Consider the following 23788-nt stretch of genomic DNA (forward strand, 5'->3'; position numbering starts at 1 on the left):
TTGATTCTGTGCCATAGGTTTTTCTCCTGTTCTCGTATTGATTATGATTATATATCAAAATCCTTGAGAATAGGGTGTCAACTTTATTTATACACCATCACCTTAATTTTACCACAAATGGATGCTCTTTTTCCGTTCACTTAAAAAGTGAAAAGTAATATGCAATTAAAATACAGTAACTATGTGGTTTTCAGCCATATTCACGGTTTTGCCGTGAATATTTTAGGCTGGTTCAAATATTCTCCCTGCCCTTTGGAATGGAAGCGGCAGGGTTTTTGTTTGCGAACCATATTCATCCTATAAATATTTTGAAATACCTCAAAACACATTGACTTATTCCCGCCAATATGCTAAAAATAAACTATAATTTATAGGATGAATATTCACCCAATAAAAGGAGGAGCAGGAACATGAAAGAACTATATGATGTGCTCGTCATCGGCGGAGGCATAGTGGGGAGCGCCGTTGCCAGAGAGCTGTCACGATATCGTTTAAGGATCGGCGTTCTGGAGAAAAATCTGGATGTCTGCAATGAGACCAGCGGGCGCAATTCTGGCGTGGTTCACGGCGGCTTTGCTTATGACAGAGGAAGTTTAAAGGCAAAGCTCTGCGTAGAGGGAAACCGGATGATGGGAGACCTGGCTAAGGAACTGGATTTTCGCTTTATCCGCTGTGGAAAGGTGCTGGTCGGCAATACGGATGAGGACATGGAGACCTTAAAGCGCACGATCCGCCAGGGAGAGGACAATGGGGCCTCAGGATTAGAGCTCATTGACGAAAAACGTCTCCACGAGCTGGTACCTGCGGTAGTGGGAAAATTTGCCATGTATTCAAAGAACAGCGGGATTGTAGATCCCTTTGGCTATACCATTGCCCTGGCAGAAAATGCCCATGCGAACGGGGCTGAGTATCATTTTGGATGTGAAGTAATGGATGTTTCACGGGACGGAGACGGAAATTACTGTATTTCCACTTCCGGGGGAACCTTTTACAGCCGCTGGGTGGTAAACAGTGCAGGCCTTGGATGCGGAAAAATTTCCGATCTCCTAGGAATTACGGGATACCATATCATCGGCTCCAAGGGCGATTACATTATTCTGGATAAGCGTACCGGCCCGCTGCTTCCTATGCCCGTTTATCCGGTTCCAAGCAATACATATATGGGAATTCATGTGACGAATACCACAGACGGAAATGTTATTATCGGGCCAAATGCGGATCTGGTGACGGATTTCACCTACTATGGAGTGCCGCAGGAAAATATGGATTATCTGGCTAACAGCGCTTCGGATCTGTGGCCCTGTATCCGTAAGCAGGATTATATCCGCAATTATTCCGGTATCCTTCCAAAATGGGTGGATAATCAGGGAGTGATCCAGGATTTTAAGATTGAGATACGGGATGATCTTGCGCCCAGGGCCATCAATCTGGTAGGAATAGAGTCTCCGGGACTGACAGCAGCAGTACCCATTGCGCGGTATGCCATTGAAATGATGAAGGAAAGGGAAAAACTGGAAGAGAATCCTGATTTTAATCCGGAAAGAAAGGGAATCCGCCGCTTTGAGGAATGTTCCATGGAGGAACAGGCCCGATTGATTGAAGAAGATCCAGATTATGGAGAGGTGATCTGCCGCTGTGAGAAGGTTACGAAGGCGGAAATTTTAAAGGCTATCCATAATCCTCTGGGAGTGGATACCATGACAGGCATCAAATACAGGACACGTTCCATGATGGGGCGCTGTCAGGGCGGTTACTGCCAGATGCGGATCGAGCAGCTCATCGAACAGGAGCTGGGTAAACAAGAAACCCAGGTGCAGTATGAGCGGGAAGGTTCACAGGTATTGTTCGGAAAGGTTCGGGAGGTGTAGGATATGGGACAGTTAGAGCATGAGATCGTCTGTGAAGCAGTGGATGCAGTCATAGTGGGCGGCGGTCCGGCAGGATTGGCGGCAGCAGTGCGGCTGTATGAAAAAGGGATTACGAATATTCTGATTCTGGAGCGGGAGAAACATCTGGGCGGTATCCTGCGCCAGTGTATCCATGACGGGTTTGGCCTGACCCGCTTTGGCCTGACCCTAAGCGGCCCGGAATATGCACAGAAATTTATCGACCGGGTGCATGAACTTAAGATTCCCTATCTGACGGACGCCACGGTTTTAGAGGTGACAAAGGAACATGTGGTTACTGCAGCTACGCCTCAGGGCTTAAAGCAGTGGAAGGCGAAGGCAGTGATCCTTACTATGGGCTGCAGAGAGCGCACCCGCGGGGCTCTGGGGATTCCGGGAGAAAGGCCCGCAGGCGTATTTACTGCAGGAGTGGCTCAGGCATATATCAATCTGTATAACCGGATGCCTGCAAAGGAAGTGGTGATTCTGGGTTCAGGTGATATCGGTATGATTATGGCACGACGCCTTACGTTAGAGGGAGCCCATGTAAAGGCTGTATTTGAGATCCAGCCATATCCAAGCGGCCTTCCCAGAAATATTGAGCAGTGCTTAAACGACTATGGAATCCCCCTTTATCTGAGCCATACGGTTACAGCCATCCACGGGGATAAACGTCTGACCGGTGTGACGGTTTCTCAGGTAGATGAGCATATGAAACCGATTCCTGGAACGGAAAAAGAGTATGATTGCGATACGCTGATCCTGTCGGTAGGCCTGATTCCTGAAAATGAGCTTTCCCTGGATGCCGGCGTAACCTTGGATGGAAGAACGAAGGGCGCAGAAGTAGATGAGTATTTCCAGACGGATAGGCCCGGTATCTTTGCAGCAGGAAATGTGCTCCACGTCCATGATCTGGTAGACTTTGTGTCCATGGAGGCGGAACGGCTGGCGGATGCTGCAGCGGAATATGTAGATAAGGGATGTCTGCCGGAGTGTCCCGTTGTGATTCGTACCGATTGTTTTATCAATCACACAGTGCCGCAGCGTATTTCCGGAAAAGAGGACTGCAGATTGTCACTGCGTGTAAACAGGCCATTTAAGGACTGCCGTATCGTAGTACGTCAGGATGGAACGGAGGTGGCTTTTAAAAAGATGAAAAAAGCCATTCCGGCAGAAATGATTCAGATCCCATTAAAGGCAGAGAAGCTGTCAGGCTGTAAAGAACTGGAGGTGAGTGTGGAATGGTAAGAGAATTTACCTGTATTATCTGTCCAAATGGCTGTGAGATCACAGCAGAACTTGAGAAAACGGAGGATGGAGCCTGCCGGATCCGTTCCATAGAAGGAGCAGCCTGTCCAAGAGGGAAAGCTTATGTGGAGCAGGAGCTCACCGATCCCAGAAGAAATATCGCAACCTCCATTTCGGTAGAGGGAGGAGAGCTGCCCCTTACAAGTGTCCGCCTCACGACCCCCATACCAAAGGCAAGGATCTTTGACGCCATGGAAGAAATCCGCAGATGCCGCGTCACCGCACCAGTGAAAGCAGGGACTGTAGTGATAGAAGGACTTTTAGGATACGATTCCGATGTGATCGTGACGAAGACGGTGGAGAAACAGAAATAAAATCATGTATACAGACAGCCGGACCAGTGGTGAAAACGGGTTCGGCTGTCTGTATTTAAGAAGGGTTTTTAAATGAATGCCCTTAACATTCTGGATGAAATATGGTATTTTTTAATGAAAGAACGATTACAGAAGGAGGAGAAATGCATGAGCCTTTTCACTGGAAAGACAGAACTGGTATATTCCACCTCAGACAGCTTCCAGAAGGAACGGGTACAGGAAATTCTGAATGAAAATCATATAGAATACAAGATTCGGGCCCGGGATGATTCAAGACGAAATCCGTTTGATCAGGCCGGACTTGGAAGCCTGGGAAATAACAGGCTTCTGGTTACATATTCCTTTTATGTGGATAAAAAGGATGCAGAGTGGGCAGTGAGGCTGATTCATTCACAGGTGTAGAGCCCATCTACAAACCTTCTCCATCCTTGCATTTTCCCCCAATCTATTATATAGTGGAATGCAGAGAGAAAATATACGAAACAGGAGGAAACGTATGTCGGGAAAGCGCGAGGATTATATTACATGGGATGAATATTTTATGGGAGTGGCCTGTCTGTCGGGGAAACGCTCTAAGGATCCCAGCACCCAGGTGGGAGCCTGTATCGTAAGCCAGGACAACAAGATCCTTTCTATGGGCTACAATGGTTTCCCCAAGGGCTGTTCAGATGACGAATTTCCCTGGGAGAAGGAGCATGAGGCGGACGATCCCTACCATGCAAAATACTTTTATTCTACCCACAGCGAATTGAATGCCATTTTAAATTACAGAGGCGGAAGCCTGGAGGGCAGCAAGCTTTATGTGACCCTTTTCCCCTGCAATGAATGTGCCAAGGCCATTATTCAGGCGGGAATTACAACGATTGTCTATGGGGAAGACAAGTATGCCGATACGCCTGCCGTGCGGGCTTCCAAGCGGATGCTCAATGCAGCCGGAGTAAGGTATTATCAGTATCAGCCTACAGGGCGTAAAATTGAAATAGAGGTTTAGGGAAAATGAAGGTTCTTCTGGCAGCGGTAAATGCCAAATATATCCATTCCAATCTGGGGATCTACAGCCTGAAGGCTTACGGTGAGAAGATGCTGGCAGAGCAGGGCTTTAAAAGAGAACAGATACAGATCGAGCTGGCGGAGTATACCATCAACCACCAGTTAGAACAGATTCTTAAAGATCTGTACTGCAGGAAGCCGGATGTGATCGGTTTTTCCTGCTATATATGGAATATTTCTTATATAAAATGTCTTCTGGCAGATATAAAAAAGGTGCTCCCGGAAGTGAAGATATGGCTTGGAGGTCCTGAGGTATCCTACTGCGGTGAGGAGATTTTAAGGGAACAGCCTGTGGTGGATCTGGTGATGAAGGGAGAAGGCGAGGAAACTTTTGCACAGCTTTTACAGGTTCTGGTGGAAAAGGAGGGATCAGGAGCCTCCTTCAGTGGATATCTGGAAGAAATAAAACAAAAGGGGATTCCCGGACTGGTATTTTTGGACAGGCCGGGCAATAAAGACGGCGCAGCCTGGGGCACTTTTGCGGGCGGTGATAGACAGGCAGGATGGCCCGTTTATGACACCGGTATCCGTCCGCCCATGGATATGAACCGGATCCCCTTTCCCTATGGATTTTTGGAGATGGAACAACTGGAACACAGGATTATTTACTATGAGAGCAGCAGAGGCTGCCCTTTTTCCTGTGCTTACTGCCTGTCGTCCATTGATAAGAGCGTCCGTTTCCGCAGTCTGGAACGGGTAAAGGAAGAGCTGTTCTTTTTCTTAAATGCCAGAGTACCGCAGGTAAAGTTTGTGGACCGGACCTTTAACTGTAAAAAATCCCACGCCATGGCAATCTGGCAGTTTATCCGGAAAAATGACAACGGCATTACGAACTTCCATTTTGAAATCGCAGCAGATCTTCTGGATCAGGAGGAGCTGGACCTCCTTTCTTCCATGCGTCCGGGACTGATTCAGCTGGAAATAGGAGTCCAGTCCACCAATCCGGACACGCTTTCGGCAATCCGCAGAAAAACGGATATCGCAGAAATAAGAAAGATTACTCATCAGATCAACAGCCAGCACAACATCCACCAGCATCTGGATCTGATCGCAGGCCTTCCCCATGAGGATTTAAGCAGCTTTAGAAAATCCTTTAATGAGGTATATGATATGGAGCCGGAACAGCTGCAGCTGGGATTTTTGAAGGTGTTAAAAGGCTCCTATATGGAAGAAATGATTCCTGCCTGTGAGCTGTTATATTCATCTTCCCCGCCCTATGAGGTCTTGTCCACCCGATGGCTTTCTTATGGAGATATCCTGGAGTTAAAGGCTGTGGAAGAGATGGTGGAAGTCTACTATAACAGCCGCCAGTTTACCTGTACACTGGAGCAGCTGAGGCAGGAATTTGATACGCCCTATGAAATGTTTCTGGATTTGGCCGGATTTTACCAGAAGAAGGGATATGGCGGCGTAAATCACAGCCGTCTGGCACGGTATGAGATCCTGTGGGAGCAGGCAGAGGAAATGTTTTCTGACGGCAGCAGAACAGATGCAGAGAGAAAGCGTGAGCAGTACAGAGATGCTCTGATGACCGATCTGTACCTCCGGGAAAATATCAAAAGCCGTCCTTCCTTTGCCAGGAATCTTTCACATTTCAAGGAGCAGATCCGGCGTTTTTTCAGGCAGGAGGAGGACTGCCCCTGCCTGCTTCCGGATTATACGGGATATGATTCCCGCCAGCTGGCAAAGATGGCCCATCTGGAGCCGGCGGGGGACGGAAGTTTTCTGCTGTTTGACTATAAAAACCGCGACCCGCTGACCTATAATGCAAGGATGGTTCGGGTTGAGATTTGCTAAAATGTATTTTTGAGAAGGAGAGACAGAGGCTGATATGCCAACGATTAAAGATATAGCAGCCCGTGCCGGAGTATCCCACGGCGCAGTTTCTAATGTATTAAATAAAAGGGGAAATGTGAGTGCTGAAAAGATCCAGTTAGTGGAGCAGGCCGCCAGGGAACTGGGCTACCAGCTCAATGCCCAGGCCCAGCAGCTGCGGGCAGGAGAACCTATATGCTGGTATGTATGGGAGCCGCCATTGTGATGGCTATGGGCCACTATATGCAGGAGGCGTTTCAGACCGGAGATCCGGCCAGGCTGGGAGCTCAGGTAATCAGCGGCATTGGCTTTTACAGCGCAGGAATTCTGGCTACGCTTGCAGTATATCTGATTATGGCACGGTTTAAGAAGCTGGAATATAAATTTATTCTGGAGGATGTGTACTGCGGCGTCTATGTAGAGTTTAACGGTACAGTGACGATTTCTGATATTGCACAGAGGATCTCGGGTTATGGCCTGGAGATTGAAGAGGTTCAAATGGGAAAGCCGGGATATGGTGCTTAAGCAGATGGAGGCCATAGAGGGCGTCCGGTACGCAAAATACATATTTTAAAGATTATGGAAAAGGCGCTGCCTGTCTGGGATTATCTCAGATGGGTGGTGCTTTTTGCAAAGGCTACAATATAAAAGAAGCTTGAAAAACCGGCATCATATGCCGTATACTGAAATGGACTGAAATATAAGGAATGAGGAGCGTTTTATATGCCAAAGATAAAAAGGGAGACAAAAACGGCCCGCAGCCAGCGGGTTGCTCATATACTGGAAGCCTTGGACCGGGAATACGGCACGGAGCTGATCTGTTATCTGAACCATGAAACACCGTGGCAGCTGCTGATCGCCGTGATTTTAAGCGCCCAGTGTATGGATGCCAGGGTAAATATCGTAACAGCCGACCTGTTTCAGAAGTACCCTTCTCTGGAAGCCTTTGCCGCGGCGGATGTAAAGGAGATGGAGCAGGATATCCATTCCATCGGGTTTTACCATAATAAGGCAAAGAATATCATTCTCTGCGCCAGAGATTTGCTGGAACGGTTTTCAGGAGAGGTACCGGAGTCGCTGGAGGATCTGACCTCCCTTGCAGGCGTGGGAAGGAAAACAGCTAATGTGATCCGGGGCAATGTTTATCATGTGCCGAGCATTGTGGTGGATACCCATGTAAAGCGGATTTCCCGAAAGCTGGGCCTGACCTTGGAGGAGGAGCCGGAAAAGGTGGAGTATGATCTGATGAAGGTGCTGCCAAAGGACCACTGGATTCTGTGGAATATTCATATTATTACATTGGGAAGAACTGTCTGTACGGCCAGAAAACCCAAATGCGGGGAATGCTTTTTAAAGGAATACTGCCCGTCCTGCGAAGAACCGGTGGTTTTTGATGGAGGTAAGGCATGATGATGACTTCTTATATTGCCCTTGATCTGGAGACGACCGGTCTGGAATCAAAGACGGAAAAAATTACAGAGGCAGCGGCCTTAAAGGTGATTGACGGAACGGTGCGGGAGCGGTTTGTGACGCTGATCAATCCTGGAAGGCCTATTTCAGAGAAAATTACGCAGCTTACGGGAATTACAGATGAGATGGTACGGACAGCGCCTCTCATGGAAAATGTGATTGGAGAGCTTTTGGCCTTTTGTGAAGGTCTTCCGCTTTTGGGCCACAATATCCTCTTTGATTACCGATTTTTAAAGCAGGCAGCAGTAAACAGCCGGTTGGAATGTGAGTTTGAGGCGGTCGATACCCTGACGCTGTGCCGTCATCTGATGCCGCCGGATGAGAAAAAGAATTTATCCGCTTCCTGTACCTGGTTTCAGATTCCCCAGTCTGCTGCTCATCGGGCAGAAGCGGATGCAGAATCAGCCCACCTGCTTTATGAAAAGCTTAAGGCCCTTTATGGGAAGGAACGGGAGGAGCTTTTTGTTCCATGTCCGCTGATCCACAAGGCAAAACGGGAGCAGCCCGCTACAAAAAGGCAAAAAGAATACTTGCAGGATTTGATAAAATGTCATAGAATAGACATAACTCTGCAGACGGATACTTTAAGCAGAAGCGAGGCGTCCAGACTGATTGATCAGATCATTCTGCAGCGGGGAAGACTTACAGAGCATTCTCTGTCTTCCCCATATAACGGTTTTGTGGGCGGTTCCGGCAGAAGGAAGGGATCGCAGGATTAAAAGAGGTGAAAAAATGCTGAACATGAGAGACCATAAGACAAAGAAGATCATTTCAACCATTATTGTTGTGATCCTGGTACTGGCTATGATCGTACCGATGGCTTTAAGTGCACTGATGTATTAAAGGATCTGTGATACGGGCCAAAATGCCGGAAAAATGGCTTCCGGAATGAAAAGGATATGTGAGAATGAAAAATAAAATGTGGAAAACAGCCCTGACTGTCCTGGCGGCAGCCGGGGCAGTGTGGGCCTTCCCTGGTACAGCCATGGCGGCTCCTGTACTTCCCGACGGGATTCGTGTACAGGGGCAGGATCTGGCAGGAAAAACCTGTGGGGAGGCCCGTGATGTAATAGAGACTTATGAGGAGGAATTGGGAAACTGTCCGGTTATCCTGACCCTGGACGGACAGGAGAAGGAGACCACGGCAAAGGAGCTGGGACTTTACTGGAGCAATGAGAACCAGATTGAGGAAACGCTTAAGGAGTACGCCGGAGGCAGCCTGATCCGCCAGTATATGGTAAAGAAAGATCTTGCCCGGGCTCCGGTAGAGCTTGCGGTTGAAACAGCAGTAGATCCTGAGAAGGTAACAGCTTTTGTGGATACCCACAGCCAGGATATCCTGACGCAGCCTCAGAATGCCTCCATACGCCGGGAAAACGGCGCTTTTGTGATTACAGAGGCAGTTTCCGGCCGCGCGGTTGATACGGAAGCTACGGTTCAGGCGCTGAATGAGGCGCTGGCTAGACAGCAGGAGGGAACAGTCCGGGCGGACGCGGTGATCACGGAGCAGGAGCCGGAGATCACATCGGAGGAACTGGCGTCCATCCAGGATGTGCTGGGCACCTGTACCACAGACTTTTCCAGCAGCGGAGCAGCCCGTTCCACCAATCTTTCCGTGGGAGCGGCCAAGATCAACGGCAGGGTAATGATGCCCGGAGAAGTGCTTTCTGGCTATGAGTGCCTGCAGCCCTTTACAACTTCCAATGGATACAAGACTGCAGCCGCATATGAAAACGGCAAGGTGGTAGACAGTATCGGAGGAGGCGTCTGCCAGATCGCGACCACGCTGTACGGCGCGTCTCTGGAAGCAGAGGTGGAAATTGTTCAGAGGCAGAACCATTCCATGATCGTTACCTATGTGGAGCCTTCCATGGATGCAGCCATTGCGGGAACCTATAAGGATATTAAAATTAAAAATAATTACAGTACTCCCATCTACGTAGAAGCCTATACTTCCGGGAAAAAGCTGACCTTTACCCTCTATGGAAAGGAAACGCGGCCGGAGGGACGAAAGGTGGAGTATATCTCAGAAACCATAGGTACTACCAGTCCCGGTGAACCTCAGCTGATCGTTGACAATACTCTGGCTCCCGGAGCGAAGGTTCGGGTGCAGTCTTCCCATACCGGACTGCGATCCCGGTTGTGGAAGGTGGTTACGGTAGACGGTGTGGAGACGGAGCGCACGCTGTTAAATAAAGATACCTATAATGCTTCAAAGGCAGTCTACCGTGTGGGTCCGGAAGCGCCGGTCAATGCGCCTGTGCAGACCGATCCCGCAGGAGGACAGACTGCCGGAGCAGGGGAAAATACTTCTCCTGAATCACCCGGTGCAGAAAATGTGGCAGGCGGCCCCGGAATGCCGGGAGAAAGCGGAACTGTCCCGGGAGGCGGCCCGGGAGCACCAGCAGGCGGCACAAGCGGCAGCGGGGCGGCCTCAGGCGGTCCGGGAGCACCGGAGGGTGCAGGAGGAAGCAGCGGAGCAGTTTCCGGTGGAGGCCCCGGAGCATCGCCAGAGGCCGGAGGCAGCGCAGCAGCTCCGGGAGGTGGCCCGGGAGTTCCCGCCCCATCAGGGGAGGTGGCTCAATGAGAACAGCAGGGCAGGGGCCGGGCGGCTTTGAAAAGCGGGACGGCCATATAAATCCGGGACAGGAGCTGATTTTTGCAGGTTCTGCCGGTCTGGCAGGAGCCAGACGCATCCTGGAAGCAAAAAAGGAAATACTTTCCAGGCGATTTGCTCCCTCATTTTTAAGAGAACTGAAAGAAGAGGAATATTCGGTAAAAAGCTGGCTGGATCAGGCGACAGCGGAAAAAAAAAGTCCGGTTACAGCCTGGGAGTTTGCAGGGGAAGGCGGCGTACTGGCAGCACTCTGGAATTTTTCAGGCATCTACTGCACAGGACTGGACGTGGATCTGCGCCTTTTCCCTGTCCATCAGGCGGCAATCGAAGTCTGTGAGCTGTTTGAATTAAATCCCTACCGGCTTTACAGTGAAAACTGTGTGCTCCTTGCGGCAGACAGCGGCAGCCGCCTGGTGCGGGAATTAAAGCAGGCGGGGATTCCGGCGGCAGTGATCGGATGGGCGGAAAAAGGCATTGCAAGAAAGCTCCGCCACGGTGAGGAAGCAGCCGGATATCTGGAGCGTCCCCAGCCGGATGAGCTTTTAAAGCTGGGACTGTAATATATGCCCTCAGGGGATTTTTTTAGCAGAATGGAGGATGGTTATGAGAGAAAAAATTCTTGCGGTGATTGAAAAAAACAGTAGGATCGATATAAAGGATCTGGCGGTTTTACTGGGTGAAAGTGAGATTGCAGTGGCAAATGAGATTGCAGATATGGAAAAAGAGCATATTATCTGCGGTTATCATACCCTGATCAACTGGGATAATACCAGTGAGGAAAAGGTAGTTGCGCTGATCGAGGTAAAGGTAACGCCTCAGCGGGGCATGGGCTTTGACAAGATCGCAGAGCGCATTTACCAGTACAGCGAGGTAAACGCTGTGTATCTGATGAGCGGTTCCTTTGATTTTACCGTATTTATCGAAGGAAAGACCATGCGCCAGGTAGCACAGTTCGTTTCCGACAAGCTGGCTCCCATGGAGGCTGTTTTAAGCACAGCTACACATTTTGTACTGAAAAAATATAAGGATCACGGCACTATTATCAGCGAGCCGGTCCAGGATGAAAGGATGCTGATTACCCCATGAGAAATCCCTTATCAGATAAGATCGTAAGTATCCCTCCGTCTGGAATCCGGAAATTCTTTGATATTGTAAACGAGATGGAGGGAGCCATTTCTCTGGGCGTAGGCGAGCCTGATTTTGACACACCCTGGCATATCAGGGAGGAGGGCATCTATTCTCTGGAGAAAGGACGTACTTTTTATACCTCTAATGCAGGCCTTAAGTCCTTAAAGGACGAGATCAGCCGTTATTTAAGCCGCCGTTTTGATGTAAGCTATGATTCAGACAAAGAGATCATGGTTACGGTGGGCGGCAGCGAAGCCATTGATGCAGCCATGCGTGCCATGTTGAATCCCGGGGATGAAGTCCTGATTCCCCAGCCCAGCTATGTTTCCTATGTGCCCTGTGCCGTGCTGGCGGACGGTGTGCCGGTGGTGATTGAACTGGAGGAAAAGGATCATTTTAAACTGACCCCTGAGAAACTTCTGGAAAAGATTACCGATAAAACGAAAATCCTGGTTCTTCCATTTCCAAATAATCCCACTGGAGCGATCATGGAGCGTCATGAGCTGGAAGAGATTGCTAAGATTGTGGTGGAAAAGGATATTTTTGTAATTTCAGACGAAATCTATTCCGAGCTTACATATACAGATAATCACGTTACCATCGCTTCCTTCCCCGGAATGAAGGAAAGAACGGTATTGATCAACGGCTTTTCCAAATCCTATGCCATGACAGGCTGGCGTCTGGGATATGCGGCGGCTCCGGAGATTATTTTAAAGCAGATGTTAAAGATCCATCAGTATGCCATCATGTGTGCTCCCACTACCAGCCAGTATGCGGCGGTCGCTGCCCTTCGGGACGGGGATAATGATGTGGAAATGATGCGTGAATCTTATAACCAGCGCCGCCGGTACCTCTTAAATGCATTTAAGGAAATGGGGATCGACTGTTTTGAGCCGTTGGGCGCCTTTTACACCTTCCCCAATATCAGCCGATTTGGTATGACCTCTGAGGAATTTGCCACAGCGCTGTTAAAAGAGGAAAAGGTAGCTGTGGTGCCGGGAACGGCCTTTGGAGCGTGCGGAGAAGGGTTTGTGCGTATTTCCTATGCGTACTCCCTTAAGAGCTTAAAAGAGGCCTTAGGCCGCATTGAGCGCTTTGTAAAGAACCATGACGGAAAGGCGTGACAGCTATGATGAATATTGTACTTTTAGAACCGGAAATGCCTTCTAATACAGGCAACATCGGCCGCACCTGCGTTGCAACCAATACAAGGCTCCATCTGATCGAGCCTTTGGGCTTTAAGCTCAATGAAAAGGCCTTAAAACGGGCCGGACTGGATTACTGGGATAAGCTGGATGTAAGCGTATACAGCGATTACCAGGATTTTCTTGAAAAAAATCCACAGGCTGCAGGCAATATGTATTTTGCCACAACCAAGGCCCATAAGGTTTATTCTGACGTAAGCTACAGCCCGGACTGTTATCTGATGTTCGGCAAAGAAAGCGCCGGTATTCCTGAGGAAATCCTGGTGGAAAATGAGGAGCATTGCATCCGCATCCCCATGTGGGGCGATATCCGCTCCTTAAACCTCTCCAATTCTGCCGCCATTGTGCTTTATGAGGCCCTGCGCCAGAATGGATTTGAAAAGATGGAGCTGGCGGGAGAGCTGCATCATCTTTCCTGGAATAGCCAGATCTAATATTTATAAATTTACCTTTTATGTTAGGAATTTAATTATTTGTGATAAAATCCCTCCTATTTTATAATCGCTCTTAGATAAAATACACATCTGAGGAGGGATTCCATTATGAGTGGACTTCAAAAGTGGCTTGAAAAATGGCTGATGCCTATAGCACGTGTTCTGGAGAAACAAAAACATCTTCAGGCCGTGAAAGATGGTATAGTAGGTATTGTGCCAATCATTATCATCGGCTCCTTCTGCCTGGTTCCTACAGGTATTGGCAACCTGGTAGGGGGAGGACTGATGGAATGGGTAAATGCCCACAACAACATTCTTACATTTCCCACATATTTTACAACGAACGTAATGTCTTTGTATGCGGCGCTTTACATTGCCAATTCTCTTGCAAAGCGTTATAAGCTGAAGAATTCGCTGATTGGTGCTTCTGCAATTCTGGTTCATCTGCTGTTATCTGTAACTGTTACAGAGGATGGAACATGGATGGTGACATATTTGGCGGCAGAGGGCTTATTTACTGCTATTATTTCTGCGATTTTTGCTGTAGAGATTACTCGATTCTGTGATAAGAATCACCTGACGATCAAAATGCCCGAGAGTGTACCTCCTATGGTAGCAGACAGCTTTTCTATTCTGGTTCCACTGATTATTGAGGTTCTTGTCGCTACAGGTGTGGCAGCTTTGTGCCAGAATATAGCAGGAATGGTATTTCCGCAGGTGATTATGAAAGTGCTGGCTCCTGCCATTGCGTCCATGGACAGCCTTCCAATGGTGATGCTGGTGGTGTTCCTTACACAGCTTTTATGGATGTTTGGACTTCACGGTCCTGCGATCACATCCAACGTGTGGGCGCCTTTTGCAATCGCCAATGCTACAGCCAATGCAGCAGCAGTAGCTGCCGGACAGGATCCGACACATGTATTTACCTTTGGTTTTTATTACGGATTTTTACAGGTAAGTGGCTCTGGAATTACTCTGGGACTGGTACTTCTTATGATGTTTTCTAAGGCGAAGTCCTTAAAAACCATTGGGCGGGTAGGAATTATTCCTTCTCTGTTTGGAATCAACGAACCGATTATTTTTGGAACGCCAATCATCATGAACCCATTTCTGATGATACCGTTTGTACTTGGCCCTGTACTGATTGCGGCAGTGAATTATCTGGCAATGTCTACAGGTTTGGTGGGACTGCCTCTGTGGGAGGCCCCCGGATTTCTTCCTCCTGGTTTTCAGGCTTTTTTACTTACGCTGGACTGGAAAGCGGCCGTTATGTCTGTGCTGAACGTAGTCGTTATGACGGTTATTTATTATCCATTCTTTAAAATGATGGAGGCAGATGAGCTGAAGAAGGAAATGGCAGGAAAGTGACAGAAACAGCTTTTCAGACAGACTCGGATTTAGTAGTGTGTCCTGAAAAGATATGATATAATTGACAGCAAAGGGAGGGATTCACTTGCTGTCAATACGTCAGAAAACAATCGTACGTTATATTTTGGGCCATCCGGGCGGTGTAGCAGGTCATCAGTTGTCAGAACTTCTGCGTGTCAGCGGAAAAACCATACGCAATGACATTTCAGATATAAACCGTTGGATGAAGGAGTATGAAATACGCATCTGTGCTTCGCAGAAGAAAGGGTATTATATACCAGAGGCATATCGGAATCACATGATGAGCGTTTTGGAAAATCAGGCGGATCCTGATATAAAATGGGAGATACACACGCCTCAGGAACGGCGTCTTGCAATTATGGGCAGAGTTCTGGGGCACCCCGGAATCAGGCTGGATCAGATTGCAGATCGCTTTTGCGTTTCGGAGCAGACGCTATACAAGGATTTTATACATCTTAAAAATACCTTGAGTGAAACCTGCGGCTTTAACCAGTTTGTGATGAAGAGTCATTGTCTGTATGTTCAGGCGGAGGAGTATGATATTTTAAGACTGATCTTTCGCCTGATCTCCAGCTGTATTATGAGCAGCGGTCAGATGATGGATTCTCTTCTCATGCATTGGATGCAGGGGATTGTCAATTTGGGTGAGATATATACATTTTATGGATATACAGTTCAATACTGCCGAGAGAAAAAGCTGATAATTCCTGATCCTGTACTGTATATTTCGTCCTGGCTTATATTTTATGTAAATATGAGACGGGAGGAAGCACATTTTTTGGAAAAGGAAGACAGAAGTCTTCCGGAAGATGAACTTTCCGGTTTTTTGCAGTATATGGATAAAAGTCTGTTTTTGGAACTGGATTCATGTGACTTTGCCTTTCTCTATGATTATTTGAAAGCGATAGGCTTTCCGGCAGAGGGAGGGATGGAGGATCAGGAGGCAGAAGAACTGGCAGCCTGCTTTCAGGAGAAACTGTGGAAGCAGAATCAGATTAAGCTTTCAGAACGGGAAGAGACTGCAGATCTGTATCGATCATTTGTGGGAGATCTGAAAGGTTTGATTCTCAGGATTCATCTGGAAGCGCAATTGTTTGAGTTTACTTCAAAGGCAGAGCAGGATACGCTGAGAGAGGCTTTTGGAGCAATGCTCCTTATGGGTGTTTTGATCAGAGAAAAATATGGCGTGGATGTTACACCGGCAGAATTGAGACGTTTATCCGGTTATATAGAAGCTGGATGCCCCAGTGAACATCTCAGGGTAAGCATTCAGATGGTAACAGGATCTGACAGCAGCTTTTATTATAGTGTATCACGTTGGATCAGAAATAATTTTTCAGAGAATGTTCGCATCTGTGGAGTTTGTCCGGGATATCTTTTGGAATCTTCCATAGAGAAAAATGAACCGGATATTTTAATGGCTGTAACGCCGCTTAATATACAGTCATCGATTCCGCAGATTACCCTTACAATTCCATTTTCGGTGGAGGAGGGTAACAGGCTTTGGAGATTTATAGAGGATCTTTCTCTGAAGAAACAGACAGAGTTTGTTCTGGAAAGTTTTTTTAACCATGATCGAGTGGTGTTTTTGGAGGGCGATCCCTCCTGGGAGGAAATGGCTGGCGCCGGATGTAGAAATTTGGAAAATACGGGGTGTGTCCGAGCGTGGAAGGAGCATTTAAGAGAATTTTCGGAAAAAGAAGCATGGAGTAAAAGTCCTGTGGCAAATGGCTTTTGCTTTTTATATCCCCGCGAAAAAAAAGATCTTAAGGATGGAATCAGTCTCGTGATAGCCAGAAACAGACGGTCTGATATCCGGGTTATGATGGCAGCGGCTTTTGCTCCGGGAAACTATGGAAAGCAGGAAGCTTTGTATGGTTTTTTCAGAAGGTTTTGGAAAGAACAGTTTCTGGCAGAAACGCTTCAGAAAGAAAAAACGGCCTCTGATGTACTGGAAAGAATAAGATCATCTGTTCAGGATGAAATGAAATATAAAATAAAAATTTAGCAGGAGGAAAAAGAAAATGAGGGTTTTAGTTGTATGCAATGCAGGAATGTCAAGTTCGATTTTGGTGAAAAAAATGAAGGATTATGCCGCTTCTCAGGGAGAAGAACTGATGATCAAGGCAGTCTGCAGTGCGGCGGCAGAGGATGAAGCCGGCGAATGGGATGTATGTCTGGTAGGCCCTCAGCTGATGCATGCTGTAGACGAAATTGCAGAAGCAGTAGAAGTTCCTACAGAGGCGGTGGATATGCGTACTTACGCAATGGCTGACGGAGAAGGTGCTCTGAAGCAGGCTAAGGCGCTTTTGGAAAAATAACAGGAGGATAAATCTATGGCGACAATTCATAATGAAGCTGAACCGGAACAGATTGCGCCGGTGGTTTTAATGCCGGGTGATCCGCTTAGGGCCAAGCTGATTGCAGAGGAATATCTGGAGAATTGCATACTGTTTAATCAGGTGAGAAATATGCTCGGTTATACAGGTTGGTATAAGGGCCATAGGATATCTGTTATGGGGGGCGGCATGGGCTGCCCCTCAACTGGTATCTATGCCCATGAACTTTTTTGTAAATACAACGTAGATTCGATTATACGAGTAGGATCATGCGGGGCTTTTTCAGAAGAGGTTGCCATGAGGGATCTGCTTTTGATCCGCTCCTCATGGAGTGAATCATCGTTTGCCAGAGCCTACAGTGGTTTTGAAGGAGATACAGCCTTTCCTTCCGAAGATTTAAACGGACTTTTATCCCAGGCAGCAGAAACATTGGGGCAGTCTTTAAAGCAGGTAAAGGTACATACTGCAGACAGCTTTTACAAAAAGGATAAAGAAGCCAATTTTAAAATCAGGGATCAGTGGGGCTGTGTGGCGGAAGAGATGGAGAGTTTTGCTTTATTTCATGTGGCAGAGGTAAGCGGAAAAAAGGCTGCTGCATTGCTTACAGTCAGCGATCATGCTCTCACCAGAAAGAAGATATCTGCAGAGGAACGTCAGAATTCCTTCCGCTCTATGATTGAAACAGCGCTTTTGGGGGCTGTGCTTAGGTTGGAAGAGATGGAAAAGCGTTTGTAAAATAAAATTCCCATACAAAAACCCGACAGTCCGTCTCAATAGCCGGGACTGCCGGGTTTTATGTAGGTGCTTTCTGCTGCTCAGGCTGTTTTATGCCTGAGCAGGATTATATTTGAAAGCGCCAGGAACATTTTTTGACGGATCATATTCCTCCAAAATTTTGCCGTAGCGTTCTCTATAGTCGTTGTCTACAGGGATTTGTGGGAATACCTTGCAGGCTTCTTCAAAGAAATGTTTGGAACCACGACCCATAGCTTTGCCTCTTACCGTATGTTTGTCAAGAGCCAGATCCATAATTTCAGGCTTTTTGCCCATAGCAGCCTCTTTGATGATAATGTTCTTTAAGAAGTCGCTGGAACGGTCTTTATTGCTGGAACACAGGATGCGGATCGCATGAATGAAGTACATAGGCTGATCGCCATCATCATAAGGGAAATTTTTGCGCATTTCATTCATAGTGTTTACATAGACAGCCGCGTTCAGATTTCCAAAGCCAATGTCTTCAACAGAGATTGTAAGAAGTCTGCGCCAGAGCTTTTCAAGGAAAATAGGGCCAGATACATACAGTTCATAAGCATACTGGCAAGCCTGTTCTTCCATGGCTCTGCGTATGGCTTTCTGAAGACTGGATATAATTTCATCTGCGGCAAAGCCGTTTCTCGTTTGTGATCCGGCCCAGATATTATAATCTTGTGGTTGAATTTCCATAATTAATTCTCCTTTTTCTGATATAATTCAATGAGTTCAATAATAACGGTTTTTAAAGTTTCGGCTCCCATGATCTGATCCTCGGCGTGGCACATCAGAAGAGAAATCTGGGGAGTAAGAGATGTCACTTCTTCTTCCAGAACCCCAATATGGGACTGGTGTGCCTGTGCCATATTGTTATCTCCTTCCTTCAGCAGTTCGCGGGCTTTTTCAAAATTCCCCTTTTTAGCTTCGGAAAGTCCATTCATATAGCAGGATTTAGCCGTGCCTGCATAGGTCACGATGTACATGGCAGTTTCAGCCATTTTTTCAATGTTTACCATTTCAGTACCTCCGTTTATTTTAAGTCAGGCCAGTATCCTTTGTTTGCCTCGATGTATTCATCCAGCAGCTTCTTCGCCACATTAGCGCTGGGAACGGTTTTAGAAAGGGTAAGAGCCTGCCAGAGCTTATGGTAGCTTCCCTCGATCCAGGCATCTACCGTCAGCTTTTCCACAGCAACCTGCTCTTCCATCAGCCCCTTCTGGAAAGTAGGGATTTTTCCGACGGATAAAGGCTCATATCCGTCTTTGCCCACGATACAGGGGATTTCTACCATGGCGTCAGGTGAAAAATTCTCAATAGCGCCGTTGTTTTCTACAATCAGAAGCATACGTTCTCCGGTATTATAGGCCAGAGCAGTAGCCAGATCTACGATAAAGCTGGCATGGATGCCAATTTGCAGGCTGGTTCCTTCGGAGGTTCCTGTCTGAGCAATGCGGGCGCATTCTCCAAATACTCTTTTTTCACGTGTATCAATTACCTGACGGGCTCTTGTGTATTCCGGATCTGTATGTGCTACCATATCATCTGGAAAGAGATAGTACTGAAGATAGGAATTGGGAGAATGGGTTGGATCGAGAGTTACAATGTCCTTGACCTTGCGCGCTGTTTCAAGCCAGCTGTTATCCGTAAAATCTGAGGCATTTTCACTTGCCGCCACATTTCCGTACTTTAATTCATGCTCCAGAAGCTTGTCGATATATTCATTTCCATCCTTATCCTTAATGGAAGTGTACCAGCCGAAATGGTTCAGCCCATAATACCGGATTGTCATATCCTTACGGCTTTCAAAGCCAAGAATCTTTGCAATGCTGTTTTCAATGCCGATAGGCATATCGCAGATATTGATGACTCTGGAGTGGGGACGAAGCCGTCTGCATGCTTCCGCTACAATGGCGGCGGGGTTAGAGTAATTGAGCATCCAGCAGTTAGGAGAGTACTTCTCCATATAGTCAATATTCTCAATAACGCCTCCGATGGAACGCATACCATAGGCAATACCGCCAGGGCCACAGGTTTCCTGGCCTACGACGCCGTATTTTAAAGCGATCTGTTCGTCCTTTTCCCTCATTGGAAGCTGTCCTACACGGATATGGGCCAGACAGAAGTCTACATCTGTATAGGCGGCTTCCGGGTCAGAAGTGGCCAGAAATTCAATTTCCGGATCCTTCTCTTTTACAATGATTTCACAGGCTTTTGCCAGACGATTCTGGCGTTCTTCATCATTGTCATAAAGCTTGATTGAGCGAAGGGGAAGCTTGTCCAGATTATCCAAAAGCATAAGGATAATTTCAGGTGTATAGGTGCTTCCTCCTCCGGCGATTACTACTGAAAATTTTTTCATTGCTGAATGCTCCTTTCTCGTAACATCTGAAGTCAGTATAGCGTGTTTGGATTTTTTCGACAAATCCATTTTTTCCTCTTTATTAGGAAGAAGATTTTAAATATGTAATAATCCCATCTGGCATTACATACGTTAGAATGTGTTTGAAGCTTAGAATAGCGTCTGCCAGGGGGCAGACTTCACAGATGGAGGGGTAGGATGATCGACAGATATTTGGAAGCGCTGGAACAATATGAAATGGAAATCATATCTGTGAGAAAGGGAAGGGGGGCCTGGATCTGCGAGACGGATCAGGGGCTTAAGCTTTTACGGGAATACAGGGGGACTGTGAGAAGACTGGAAATAGAAGACCAGATTCTGGGAATGATAGATACCCGTACAAGCCTGCGGACAGACCGGTACGAGAGAAACCGGGAAGGCGGGCTATTGACTATGGCGGGAGACGGAACACGCTACATATTAAAGGAGTGGTTTTCCGACCGGGAATGTAATATAAGAGACAGCTATGAGGTCCGTCAGTCCATTGCCCGCCTTGCCATGCTCCATGCCCAGCTGGCCCGAATTCCCTTTCAGGAGGAATGGCGCATGGGTTCGGTCTGCAGGGAACAGGCAGGTTCGGAGATGAACCGCCATATCAGGGAAATGCAGAAGGCCAGAAGCTTTATCCGCAGAAAACGGGGAAAGACGGAATTTGAGCTTTGCGTCATTGGAAATTATAATGGCTTTTATGAGCAGGCAAAAGAAGCGGCGGATGAGATGATGAGGCTTTGGGGAAGAAACAGAGCTGCTGCCGGACAACATATAGCAGAGGAAGATGGACAGTTGATGGCAGCAGAGCTGTCCGCAGAGTCTGTTTCAGGCCTTTCTCTCTGCCATGGGGACTTAGACCAGCATCATGTGCTCATGGGGCGGGGATATACGGCCATTGTGGAGTATAACCGGATGCATCTGGGAATCCAGGCATCAGATCTTTACCGCTTGATGAGAAAAGCCCTGGAAAAGCATGGCTGGGATACAGAGCTTGGCCTGTCCATGCTGGATTCCTACCAGCGGGTGCGCCCTATGGACCGGAGGGAGCGAAAGAGTCTGGCCTGTATGTTCCTCTTTCCGGAAAAATACTGGAAGCAGCTGAATTTCTATTACAATACAAACAAGGCCTGGATTCCGGCTAAAAGCACGGATAAGCTCAAAAGCCTGGAGGATCAGGAGCCGGCCCGCCGCCGGTTTATCCGCCGACTGATGGCAGAGTGCGGGTAAGTCCTGAAAATGGTGTGGAAAGCCGGGAAAAATGCAAAAACTCAGCCACATTCCCTCTTGCAATATAAAAAATTCTATGCTATACTGATTAAGCTGTCCTGAATATGGAGAGCAGTTTTAGCGCCTGCGTGAGTCAGGAACTTGCGGTAAGGGCGTGTATAACTTAAAAGATGCTGATATCTGTGCGTTCTGGTGACGGCCCCGGCCGGCTGCCTGCAGTGTACAGAGGCAGATTGGCATACAAGGCCGCGGTCGGAAACCGCAAATAATCAGAGAGGTGAATGAAAATGAGAGAAGGAATCCATCCAAATTACTACCAGGCAAAGGTAGTTTGCAACTGTGGCAACGAGTTCGTAACAGGCTCCACAAAGCAGGACATCCACGTTGAGGTTTGCTCCAAGTGCCATTCTTTCTATACTGGCCAGCAGAAGGCTGCTGCTGCCCGTGGACGTATTGACAAGTTCAATCGTAAGTATGGCATTAACGCCCAGTAATAAGCGAGAAAAAATCAAGGGGTTGAGCCTGAGAGATCAGGCTCAGCCCTTTTGTGTTCTTTTGGCAAAACACAGCCGCAGCTTGCTGCGGCAGGGAGAGGAAATGATACAATGAAATATTCTGGAATCGGCGGTCAGGCGGTGATCGAGGGCATCATGATGCAGAACGGTGACGATTACGCCATTGCAGTCCGAAAGCCTGACGGAGAGATTGAGGTAAAAAGAGATCGGTATGTGAGTCTTACGGAGAAATACCCCATCCTGGGCCTTCCTTTTATCCGCGGCGTTTTCAAATTTGCAGACTCTATGGTGGTGGGGATGCGTGCTTTAACCTGGTCCTGCAGCTTTTTTGAGGATGATGAGGATGCTCAGCCGGGAAAGTTTGAGCAGTGGCTGGACCGGGTATTCGGTGAAAAGCTGGAAAGTATTCTTATGACGGTTGTCATGATTTTTTCTTTTATTATGGCAATCGGCATTTTCATGCTGCTTCCCCTTGGGATCGCCCGTATCTGTAAGCCTTTTATCCCTTCGGAAACGGCGATGGCGGTTCTTGAGGGCGTGATCCGCATTGTGATTTTTATTATCTATATTAAACTGGTATCCCGTATGGAGGATATCCGCCGTACCTTTATGTACCACGGTTCGGAGCATAAATGCATCAACTGTCTTGAGCATGGACTGGCTTTAAATGTAGCCAATGTCCGGGGCAGCTCCAAGGAGCACAAGCGCTGCGGAACCAGTTTTATCATGATTGTAATGATCATAAGTATCCTGTTTTTTATGGTGATTCGTACGGATACAGTCTGGCTGCGCTTTTTAAGCCGGATCGTGCTGATACCGGTGATCGCAGGCGTGTCCTATGAGTTTCTCCGATTTGCAGGCCGCCATGACAGTAAGCTTGTAAACCTTTTGAGCCGTCCCGGCATGTGGATGCAGGGTCTGACCACCACAGAGCCGGATGACTCCATGATCGAAGTGGCGATCGCGGCAGTGGAAGAGGTTTTTGACTGGAAAGCGTACCTGGATGAAAACTTCCCAGGCTGGAAGGAAACAGAATGAGTGCGGAGAGAGTATGGGAAGAGACGACCTTAGGACAGCTTTATGAGTCCGGGAGGAAAAAACTGGAAGAGTCCGGAGTGCCGGACGCTGCGCTGGATGCCAGACTTTTGCTGCTGGAGGCGTTTGATCTGAATTTTGCCTCTTTTCTCACCAGAAGAGACCAGCCTCTTTTTAAACAGGCCATTGGTGGAGAAGAGGAAATTTACAGGCTAAAACAGGCGGCAGAACAGTATGAACAGGCGGTTCTTGCAAGAGCAGAGAGGATTCCCCTGCAACATTTGACTGGCTGCCAGTGCTTTATGGGACTGGAATTTAAGGTAAATGAATGGGTGCTTATTCCCAGACAGGATACGGAAACACTGGTGGAGCGTGTTTTGGAGGAAAACAGAGATAAAAACAGCGCCATACTGGATGTGTGCACCGGCTCCGGCTGTATTGCTATAAGCCTTGTAAAACTGGGGGAATACCGCTCAGTGACCGCTCTTGATATCTCTAAGGAAGCGCTCAAGGTGGCAGAGGCTAACAGGGAAAGGATCCTGGGAGAAGAAAAGGAGCGGCTCCGGCTGATAAAAAGCGATATGTTTGAAGGGCTGGAACCCAAAGCGCAGTTTGACGTTATTGTGTCCAATCCGCCCTATATCCCCTCAGAGGTCATAGAAGGACTGGAACCTGAGGTGCGGGATCATGAGCCGCGGCTGGCTCTGGACGGGGAAGCGGACGGGCTGAAATTTTACCGGATTCTGGCAGAACGTTCCATGGCATATTTAAAGCCCGGAGGGAAGATCTATATGGAGATAGGCTTTGACCAGGGGAAGGACGTTTCAGAGCTTTTTGAACAGGCCGGTTTTGAGGGCCTTAAGGTGATAAAGGATATGGCCGGGCTGGACCGGGTGGTGCAGGCTAAAAGGCCGTGA

25 protein-coding genes and 1 pseudogene are annotated in these 23788 nt (G+C 47.8%); 23 read left to right on the forward strand and 3 right to left on the reverse strand.

Features of this window, described 5'->3' with window-relative positions; genetic code table 11:
- The first annotated feature begins 410 nt into the window (after nucleotides 1-410).
- From ACZM6M_RS00005 to deoD, 19 genes and pseudogenes are all read left to right on the forward strand, one after another.
- The gene (locus tag ACZM6M_RS00005; protein ID WP_489489297.1) at nucleotides 411-1868 is read left to right on the forward strand and encodes an NAD(P)/FAD-dependent oxidoreductase; all 1458 of its coding nucleotides are present in this window, start codon (nucleotides 411-413) and stop codon (nucleotides 1866-1868) included.
- 3 nt (nucleotides 1869-1871) lie between these two features.
- Complete coding sequence (locus ACZM6M_RS00010) at nucleotides 1872-3134, forward strand: NAD(P)/FAD-dependent oxidoreductase (protein ID WP_337933543.1); 1263 nt, start codon at nucleotides 1872-1874, stop codon at nucleotides 3132-3134.
- Nucleotides 3128-3508 (forward strand): DUF1667 domain-containing protein, encoded by a 381-nt coding sequence (locus tag ACZM6M_RS00015; protein WP_489489299.1) that lies wholly within the window; start codon nucleotides 3128-3130, stop codon nucleotides 3506-3508. The genes ACZM6M_RS00010 and ACZM6M_RS00015 overlap by 7 nt, the downstream gene beginning before the upstream one ends.
- Nucleotides 3509-3655: 147 nt before the next feature.
- Nucleotides 3656-3910 carry a hypothetical protein gene (locus tag ACZM6M_RS00020; protein ID WP_337433365.1) on the forward strand — a complete coding sequence of 85 codons (255 nt, stop codon included), beginning with the start codon at nucleotides 3656-3658 and terminating at the stop codon, nucleotides 3908-3910.
- Nucleotides 3911-4004: 94 nt separating this feature from the next.
- Nucleotides 4005-4499, forward strand: a complete 495-nt coding sequence (locus tag ACZM6M_RS00025) for a deoxycytidylate deaminase (protein ID WP_066545737.1) — start codon at nucleotides 4005-4007, stop codon at nucleotides 4497-4499.
- Nucleotides 4500-4504: 5 nt separating this feature from the next.
- Nucleotides 4505-6355 carry a B12-binding domain-containing radical SAM protein gene (locus ACZM6M_RS00030; protein WP_489489301.1) on the forward strand — a complete coding sequence of 617 codons (1851 nt, stop codon included), beginning with the start codon at nucleotides 4505-4507 and terminating at the stop codon, nucleotides 6353-6355.
- A 34-nt stretch (nucleotides 6356-6389) separates the two neighbouring features.
- Nucleotides 6390-6560 (forward strand): annotated as a pseudogene (locus ACZM6M_RS00035) (LacI family DNA-binding transcriptional regulator); the annotation flags it as partial.
- 8 nt (nucleotides 6561-6568) lie between these two features.
- On the forward strand, nucleotides 6569-6898 hold the full coding sequence (locus ACZM6M_RS00040; RefSeq protein ID WP_417045582.1) for an MgtC/SapB family protein: 330 nt from the start codon (nucleotides 6569-6571) through the stop codon (nucleotides 6896-6898).
- A gap of 198 nt (nucleotides 6899-7096) precedes the next feature.
- Nucleotides 7097-7783 (forward strand): endonuclease III, encoded by a 687-nt coding sequence (gene nth / locus ACZM6M_RS00045; protein ID WP_418763644.1) that lies wholly within the window; start codon nucleotides 7097-7099, stop codon nucleotides 7781-7783.
- Complete coding sequence (locus ACZM6M_RS00050; protein ID WP_337433397.1) at nucleotides 7783-8562, forward strand: 3'-5' exonuclease; 780 nt, start codon at nucleotides 7783-7785, stop codon at nucleotides 8560-8562. Before nth ends, ACZM6M_RS00050 begins: the two co-directional genes overlap by 1 nt.
- Nucleotides 8563-8750: 188 nt before the next feature.
- Nucleotides 8751-10430 (forward strand): VanW family protein, encoded by a 1680-nt coding sequence (locus ACZM6M_RS00055; RefSeq protein ID WP_337433373.1) that lies wholly within the window; start codon nucleotides 8751-8753, stop codon nucleotides 10428-10430.
- Nucleotides 10427-11020, forward strand: coding sequence for an AIR synthase-related protein (locus ACZM6M_RS00060; protein WP_337433374.1), 594 nt, complete (start codon nucleotides 10427-10429; stop codon nucleotides 11018-11020). The genes ACZM6M_RS00055 and ACZM6M_RS00060 overlap by 4 nt, the downstream gene beginning before the upstream one ends.
- 43 nt (nucleotides 11021-11063) lie before the next feature.
- Nucleotides 11064-11546 carry an Lrp/AsnC family transcriptional regulator gene (locus tag ACZM6M_RS00065; RefSeq protein ID WP_066545765.1) on the forward strand — a complete coding sequence of 161 codons (483 nt, stop codon included), beginning with the start codon at nucleotides 11064-11066 and terminating at the stop codon, nucleotides 11544-11546.
- Nucleotides 11543-12712, forward strand: a complete 1170-nt coding sequence (locus ACZM6M_RS00070) for an aminotransferase class I/II-fold pyridoxal phosphate-dependent enzyme (protein ID WP_066545768.1) — start codon at nucleotides 11543-11545, stop codon at nucleotides 12710-12712. Before ACZM6M_RS00065 ends, ACZM6M_RS00070 begins: the two co-directional genes overlap by 4 nt.
- A 5-nt stretch (nucleotides 12713-12717) precedes the next feature.
- Nucleotides 12718-13227: a tRNA (cytidine(34)-2'-O)-methyltransferase gene (locus ACZM6M_RS00075; RefSeq protein ID WP_337433375.1), complete on the forward strand. Its 510-nt coding sequence runs from the start codon at nucleotides 12718-12720 to the stop codon at nucleotides 13225-13227.
- Between the two features lie 108 nt (nucleotides 13228-13335).
- Nucleotides 13336-14595: a PTS sugar transporter subunit IIC gene (locus ACZM6M_RS00080; RefSeq protein WP_489489304.1), complete on the forward strand. Its 1260-nt coding sequence runs from the start codon at nucleotides 13336-13338 to the stop codon at nucleotides 14593-14595.
- 85 nt (nucleotides 14596-14680) lie between these two features.
- The gene (locus ACZM6M_RS00085) at nucleotides 14681-16624 is read left to right on the forward strand and encodes an HTH domain-containing protein (protein WP_489489306.1); all 1944 of its coding nucleotides are present in this window, start codon (nucleotides 14681-14683) and stop codon (nucleotides 16622-16624) included.
- A 16-nt stretch (nucleotides 16625-16640) separates the two neighbouring features.
- Nucleotides 16641-16937, forward strand: a complete 297-nt coding sequence (locus ACZM6M_RS00090; protein ID WP_337933525.1) for a PTS sugar transporter subunit IIB — start codon at nucleotides 16641-16643, stop codon at nucleotides 16935-16937.
- A 15-nt stretch (nucleotides 16938-16952) separates the two neighbouring features.
- The gene (gene deoD / locus ACZM6M_RS00095; RefSeq protein WP_337433379.1) at nucleotides 16953-17690 is read left to right on the forward strand and encodes a purine-nucleoside phosphorylase; all 738 of its coding nucleotides are present in this window, start codon (nucleotides 16953-16955) and stop codon (nucleotides 17688-17690) included.
- Nucleotides 17691-17780: 90 nt separating this feature from the next.
- Here deoD and ACZM6M_RS00100 read toward each other — a convergent pair whose 3' ends face one another.
- From ACZM6M_RS00100 to ACZM6M_RS00110, 3 genes are read right to left on the reverse strand one after another with little or no spacing between them, the layout of a single operon-like run.
- Complete coding sequence (locus tag ACZM6M_RS00100; RefSeq protein WP_337433380.1) at nucleotides 17781-18398, reverse strand: hypothetical protein; 618 nt, start codon at nucleotides 18396-18398, stop codon at nucleotides 17781-17783.
- 2 nt (nucleotides 18399-18400) lie between these two features.
- A complete protein-coding gene (locus ACZM6M_RS00105; protein WP_337433381.1) occupies nucleotides 18401-18721 on the reverse strand; it encodes a PTS sugar transporter subunit IIA in 321 nt (106 codons plus the stop codon).
- Nucleotides 18722-18735: 14 nt separating this feature from the next.
- The gene (locus ACZM6M_RS00110) at nucleotides 18736-20064 is read right to left on the reverse strand and encodes a 6-phospho-alpha-glucosidase (RefSeq protein ID WP_337433382.1); all 1329 of its coding nucleotides are present in this window, start codon (nucleotides 20062-20064) and stop codon (nucleotides 18736-18738) included.
- A gap of 198 nt (nucleotides 20065-20262) precedes the next feature.
- Here ACZM6M_RS00110 and ACZM6M_RS00115 point away from each other — a divergent pair, with 198 nt between their 5' ends.
- The 4 genes from ACZM6M_RS00115 (at nucleotide 20263) to prmC (ending at nucleotide 23788) form a co-directional block, all read left to right on the forward strand.
- Entirely contained in the window at nucleotides 20263-21321 is a 1059-nt protein-coding gene (locus tag ACZM6M_RS00115; protein WP_337433383.1) for a spore coat protein CotS, read from the forward strand.
- 287 nt (nucleotides 21322-21608) lie between these two features.
- Nucleotides 21609-21815 (forward strand): 50S ribosomal protein L31, encoded by a 207-nt coding sequence (rpmE, locus tag ACZM6M_RS00120; protein ID WP_176254104.1) that lies wholly within the window; start codon nucleotides 21609-21611, stop codon nucleotides 21813-21815.
- Nucleotides 21816-21926: 111 nt separating this feature from the next.
- A complete protein-coding gene (locus ACZM6M_RS00125) occupies nucleotides 21927-22874 on the forward strand; it encodes a DUF1385 domain-containing protein (RefSeq protein WP_296035594.1) in 948 nt (315 codons plus the stop codon).
- Nucleotides 22871-23788, forward strand: coding sequence for a peptide chain release factor N(5)-glutamine methyltransferase (prmC, locus tag ACZM6M_RS00130; RefSeq protein ID WP_066545782.1), 918 nt, complete (start codon nucleotides 22871-22873; stop codon nucleotides 23786-23788). The genes ACZM6M_RS00125 and prmC overlap by 4 nt, the downstream gene beginning before the upstream one ends.

It is taken from the genome of Enterocloster sp. (genome assembly GCF_057861365.1).

What these genes read in the sequence shown, in the direction of transcription:
- ACZM6M_RS00005 (WP_489489297.1), top strand. Translation starts at nt 411, where the DNA reads ATGAAAGAACTATATGATGTGCTCGTCATCGGCGGAGGCATAGTGGGG.
- ACZM6M_RS00010 (WP_337933543.1), top strand. Translation starts at nt 1,872, where the DNA reads ATGGGACAGTTAGAGCATGAGATCGTCTGTGAAGCAGTGGATGCAGTC.
- ACZM6M_RS00015 (WP_489489299.1), top strand. Translation starts at nt 3,128, where the DNA reads ATGGTAAGAGAATTTACCTGTATTATCTGTCCAAATGGCTGTGAGATC.
- ACZM6M_RS00020 (WP_337433365.1), top strand. Translation starts at nt 3,656, where the DNA reads ATGAGCCTTTTCACTGGAAAGACAGAACTGGTATATTCCACCTCAGAC.
- ACZM6M_RS00025 (WP_066545737.1), top strand. Translation starts at nt 4,005, where the DNA reads ATGTCGGGAAAGCGCGAGGATTATATTACATGGGATGAATATTTTATG.
- ACZM6M_RS00030 (WP_489489301.1), top strand. Translation starts at nt 4,505, where the DNA reads ATGAAGGTTCTTCTGGCAGCGGTAAATGCCAAATATATCCATTCCAAT.
- ACZM6M_RS00040 (WP_417045582.1), top strand. Translation starts at nt 6,569, where the DNA reads ATGCTGGTATGTATGGGAGCCGCCATTGTGATGGCTATGGGCCACTAT.
- nth (WP_418763644.1), top strand. Translation starts at nt 7,097, where the DNA reads ATGCCAAAGATAAAAAGGGAGACAAAAACGGCCCGCAGCCAGCGGGTT.
- ACZM6M_RS00050 (WP_337433397.1), top strand. Translation starts at nt 7,783, where the DNA reads ATGATGACTTCTTATATTGCCCTTGATCTGGAGACGACCGGTCTGGAA.
- ACZM6M_RS00055 (WP_337433373.1), top strand. Translation starts at nt 8,751, where the DNA reads ATGAAAAATAAAATGTGGAAAACAGCCCTGACTGTCCTGGCGGCAGCC.
- ACZM6M_RS00060 (WP_337433374.1), top strand. Translation starts at nt 10,427, where the DNA reads ATGAGAACAGCAGGGCAGGGGCCGGGCGGCTTTGAAAAGCGGGACGGC.
- ACZM6M_RS00065 (WP_066545765.1), top strand. Translation starts at nt 11,064, where the DNA reads ATGAGAGAAAAAATTCTTGCGGTGATTGAAAAAAACAGTAGGATCGAT.
- ACZM6M_RS00070 (WP_066545768.1), top strand. Translation starts at nt 11,543, where the DNA reads ATGAGAAATCCCTTATCAGATAAGATCGTAAGTATCCCTCCGTCTGGA.
- ACZM6M_RS00075 (WP_337433375.1), top strand. Translation starts at nt 12,718, where the DNA reads ATGATGAATATTGTACTTTTAGAACCGGAAATGCCTTCTAATACAGGC.
- ACZM6M_RS00080 (WP_489489304.1), top strand. Translation starts at nt 13,336, where the DNA reads ATGAGTGGACTTCAAAAGTGGCTTGAAAAATGGCTGATGCCTATAGCA.
- ACZM6M_RS00090 (WP_337933525.1), top strand. Translation starts at nt 16,641, where the DNA reads ATGAGGGTTTTAGTTGTATGCAATGCAGGAATGTCAAGTTCGATTTTG.
- deoD (WP_337433379.1), top strand. Translation starts at nt 16,953, where the DNA reads ATGGCGACAATTCATAATGAAGCTGAACCGGAACAGATTGCGCCGGTG.
- ACZM6M_RS00100 (WP_337433380.1), bottom strand. Translation starts at nt 18,398, where the DNA reads ATGGAAATTCAACCACAAGATTATAATATCTGGGCCGGATCACAAACG.
- ACZM6M_RS00105 (WP_337433381.1), bottom strand. Translation starts at nt 18,721, where the DNA reads ATGGTAAACATTGAAAAAATGGCTGAAACTGCCATGTACATCGTGACC.
- ACZM6M_RS00110 (WP_337433382.1), bottom strand. Translation starts at nt 20,064, where the DNA reads ATGAAAAAATTTTCAGTAGTAATCGCCGGAGGAGGAAGCACCTATACA.
- ACZM6M_RS00115 (WP_337433383.1), top strand. Translation starts at nt 20,263, where the DNA reads ATGATCGACAGATATTTGGAAGCGCTGGAACAATATGAAATGGAAATC.
- rpmE (WP_176254104.1), top strand. Translation starts at nt 21,609, where the DNA reads ATGAGAGAAGGAATCCATCCAAATTACTACCAGGCAAAGGTAGTTTGC.
- ACZM6M_RS00125 (WP_296035594.1), top strand. Translation starts at nt 21,927, where the DNA reads ATGAAATATTCTGGAATCGGCGGTCAGGCGGTGATCGAGGGCATCATG.
- prmC (WP_066545782.1), top strand. Translation starts at nt 22,871, where the DNA reads ATGAGTGCGGAGAGAGTATGGGAAGAGACGACCTTAGGACAGCTTTAT.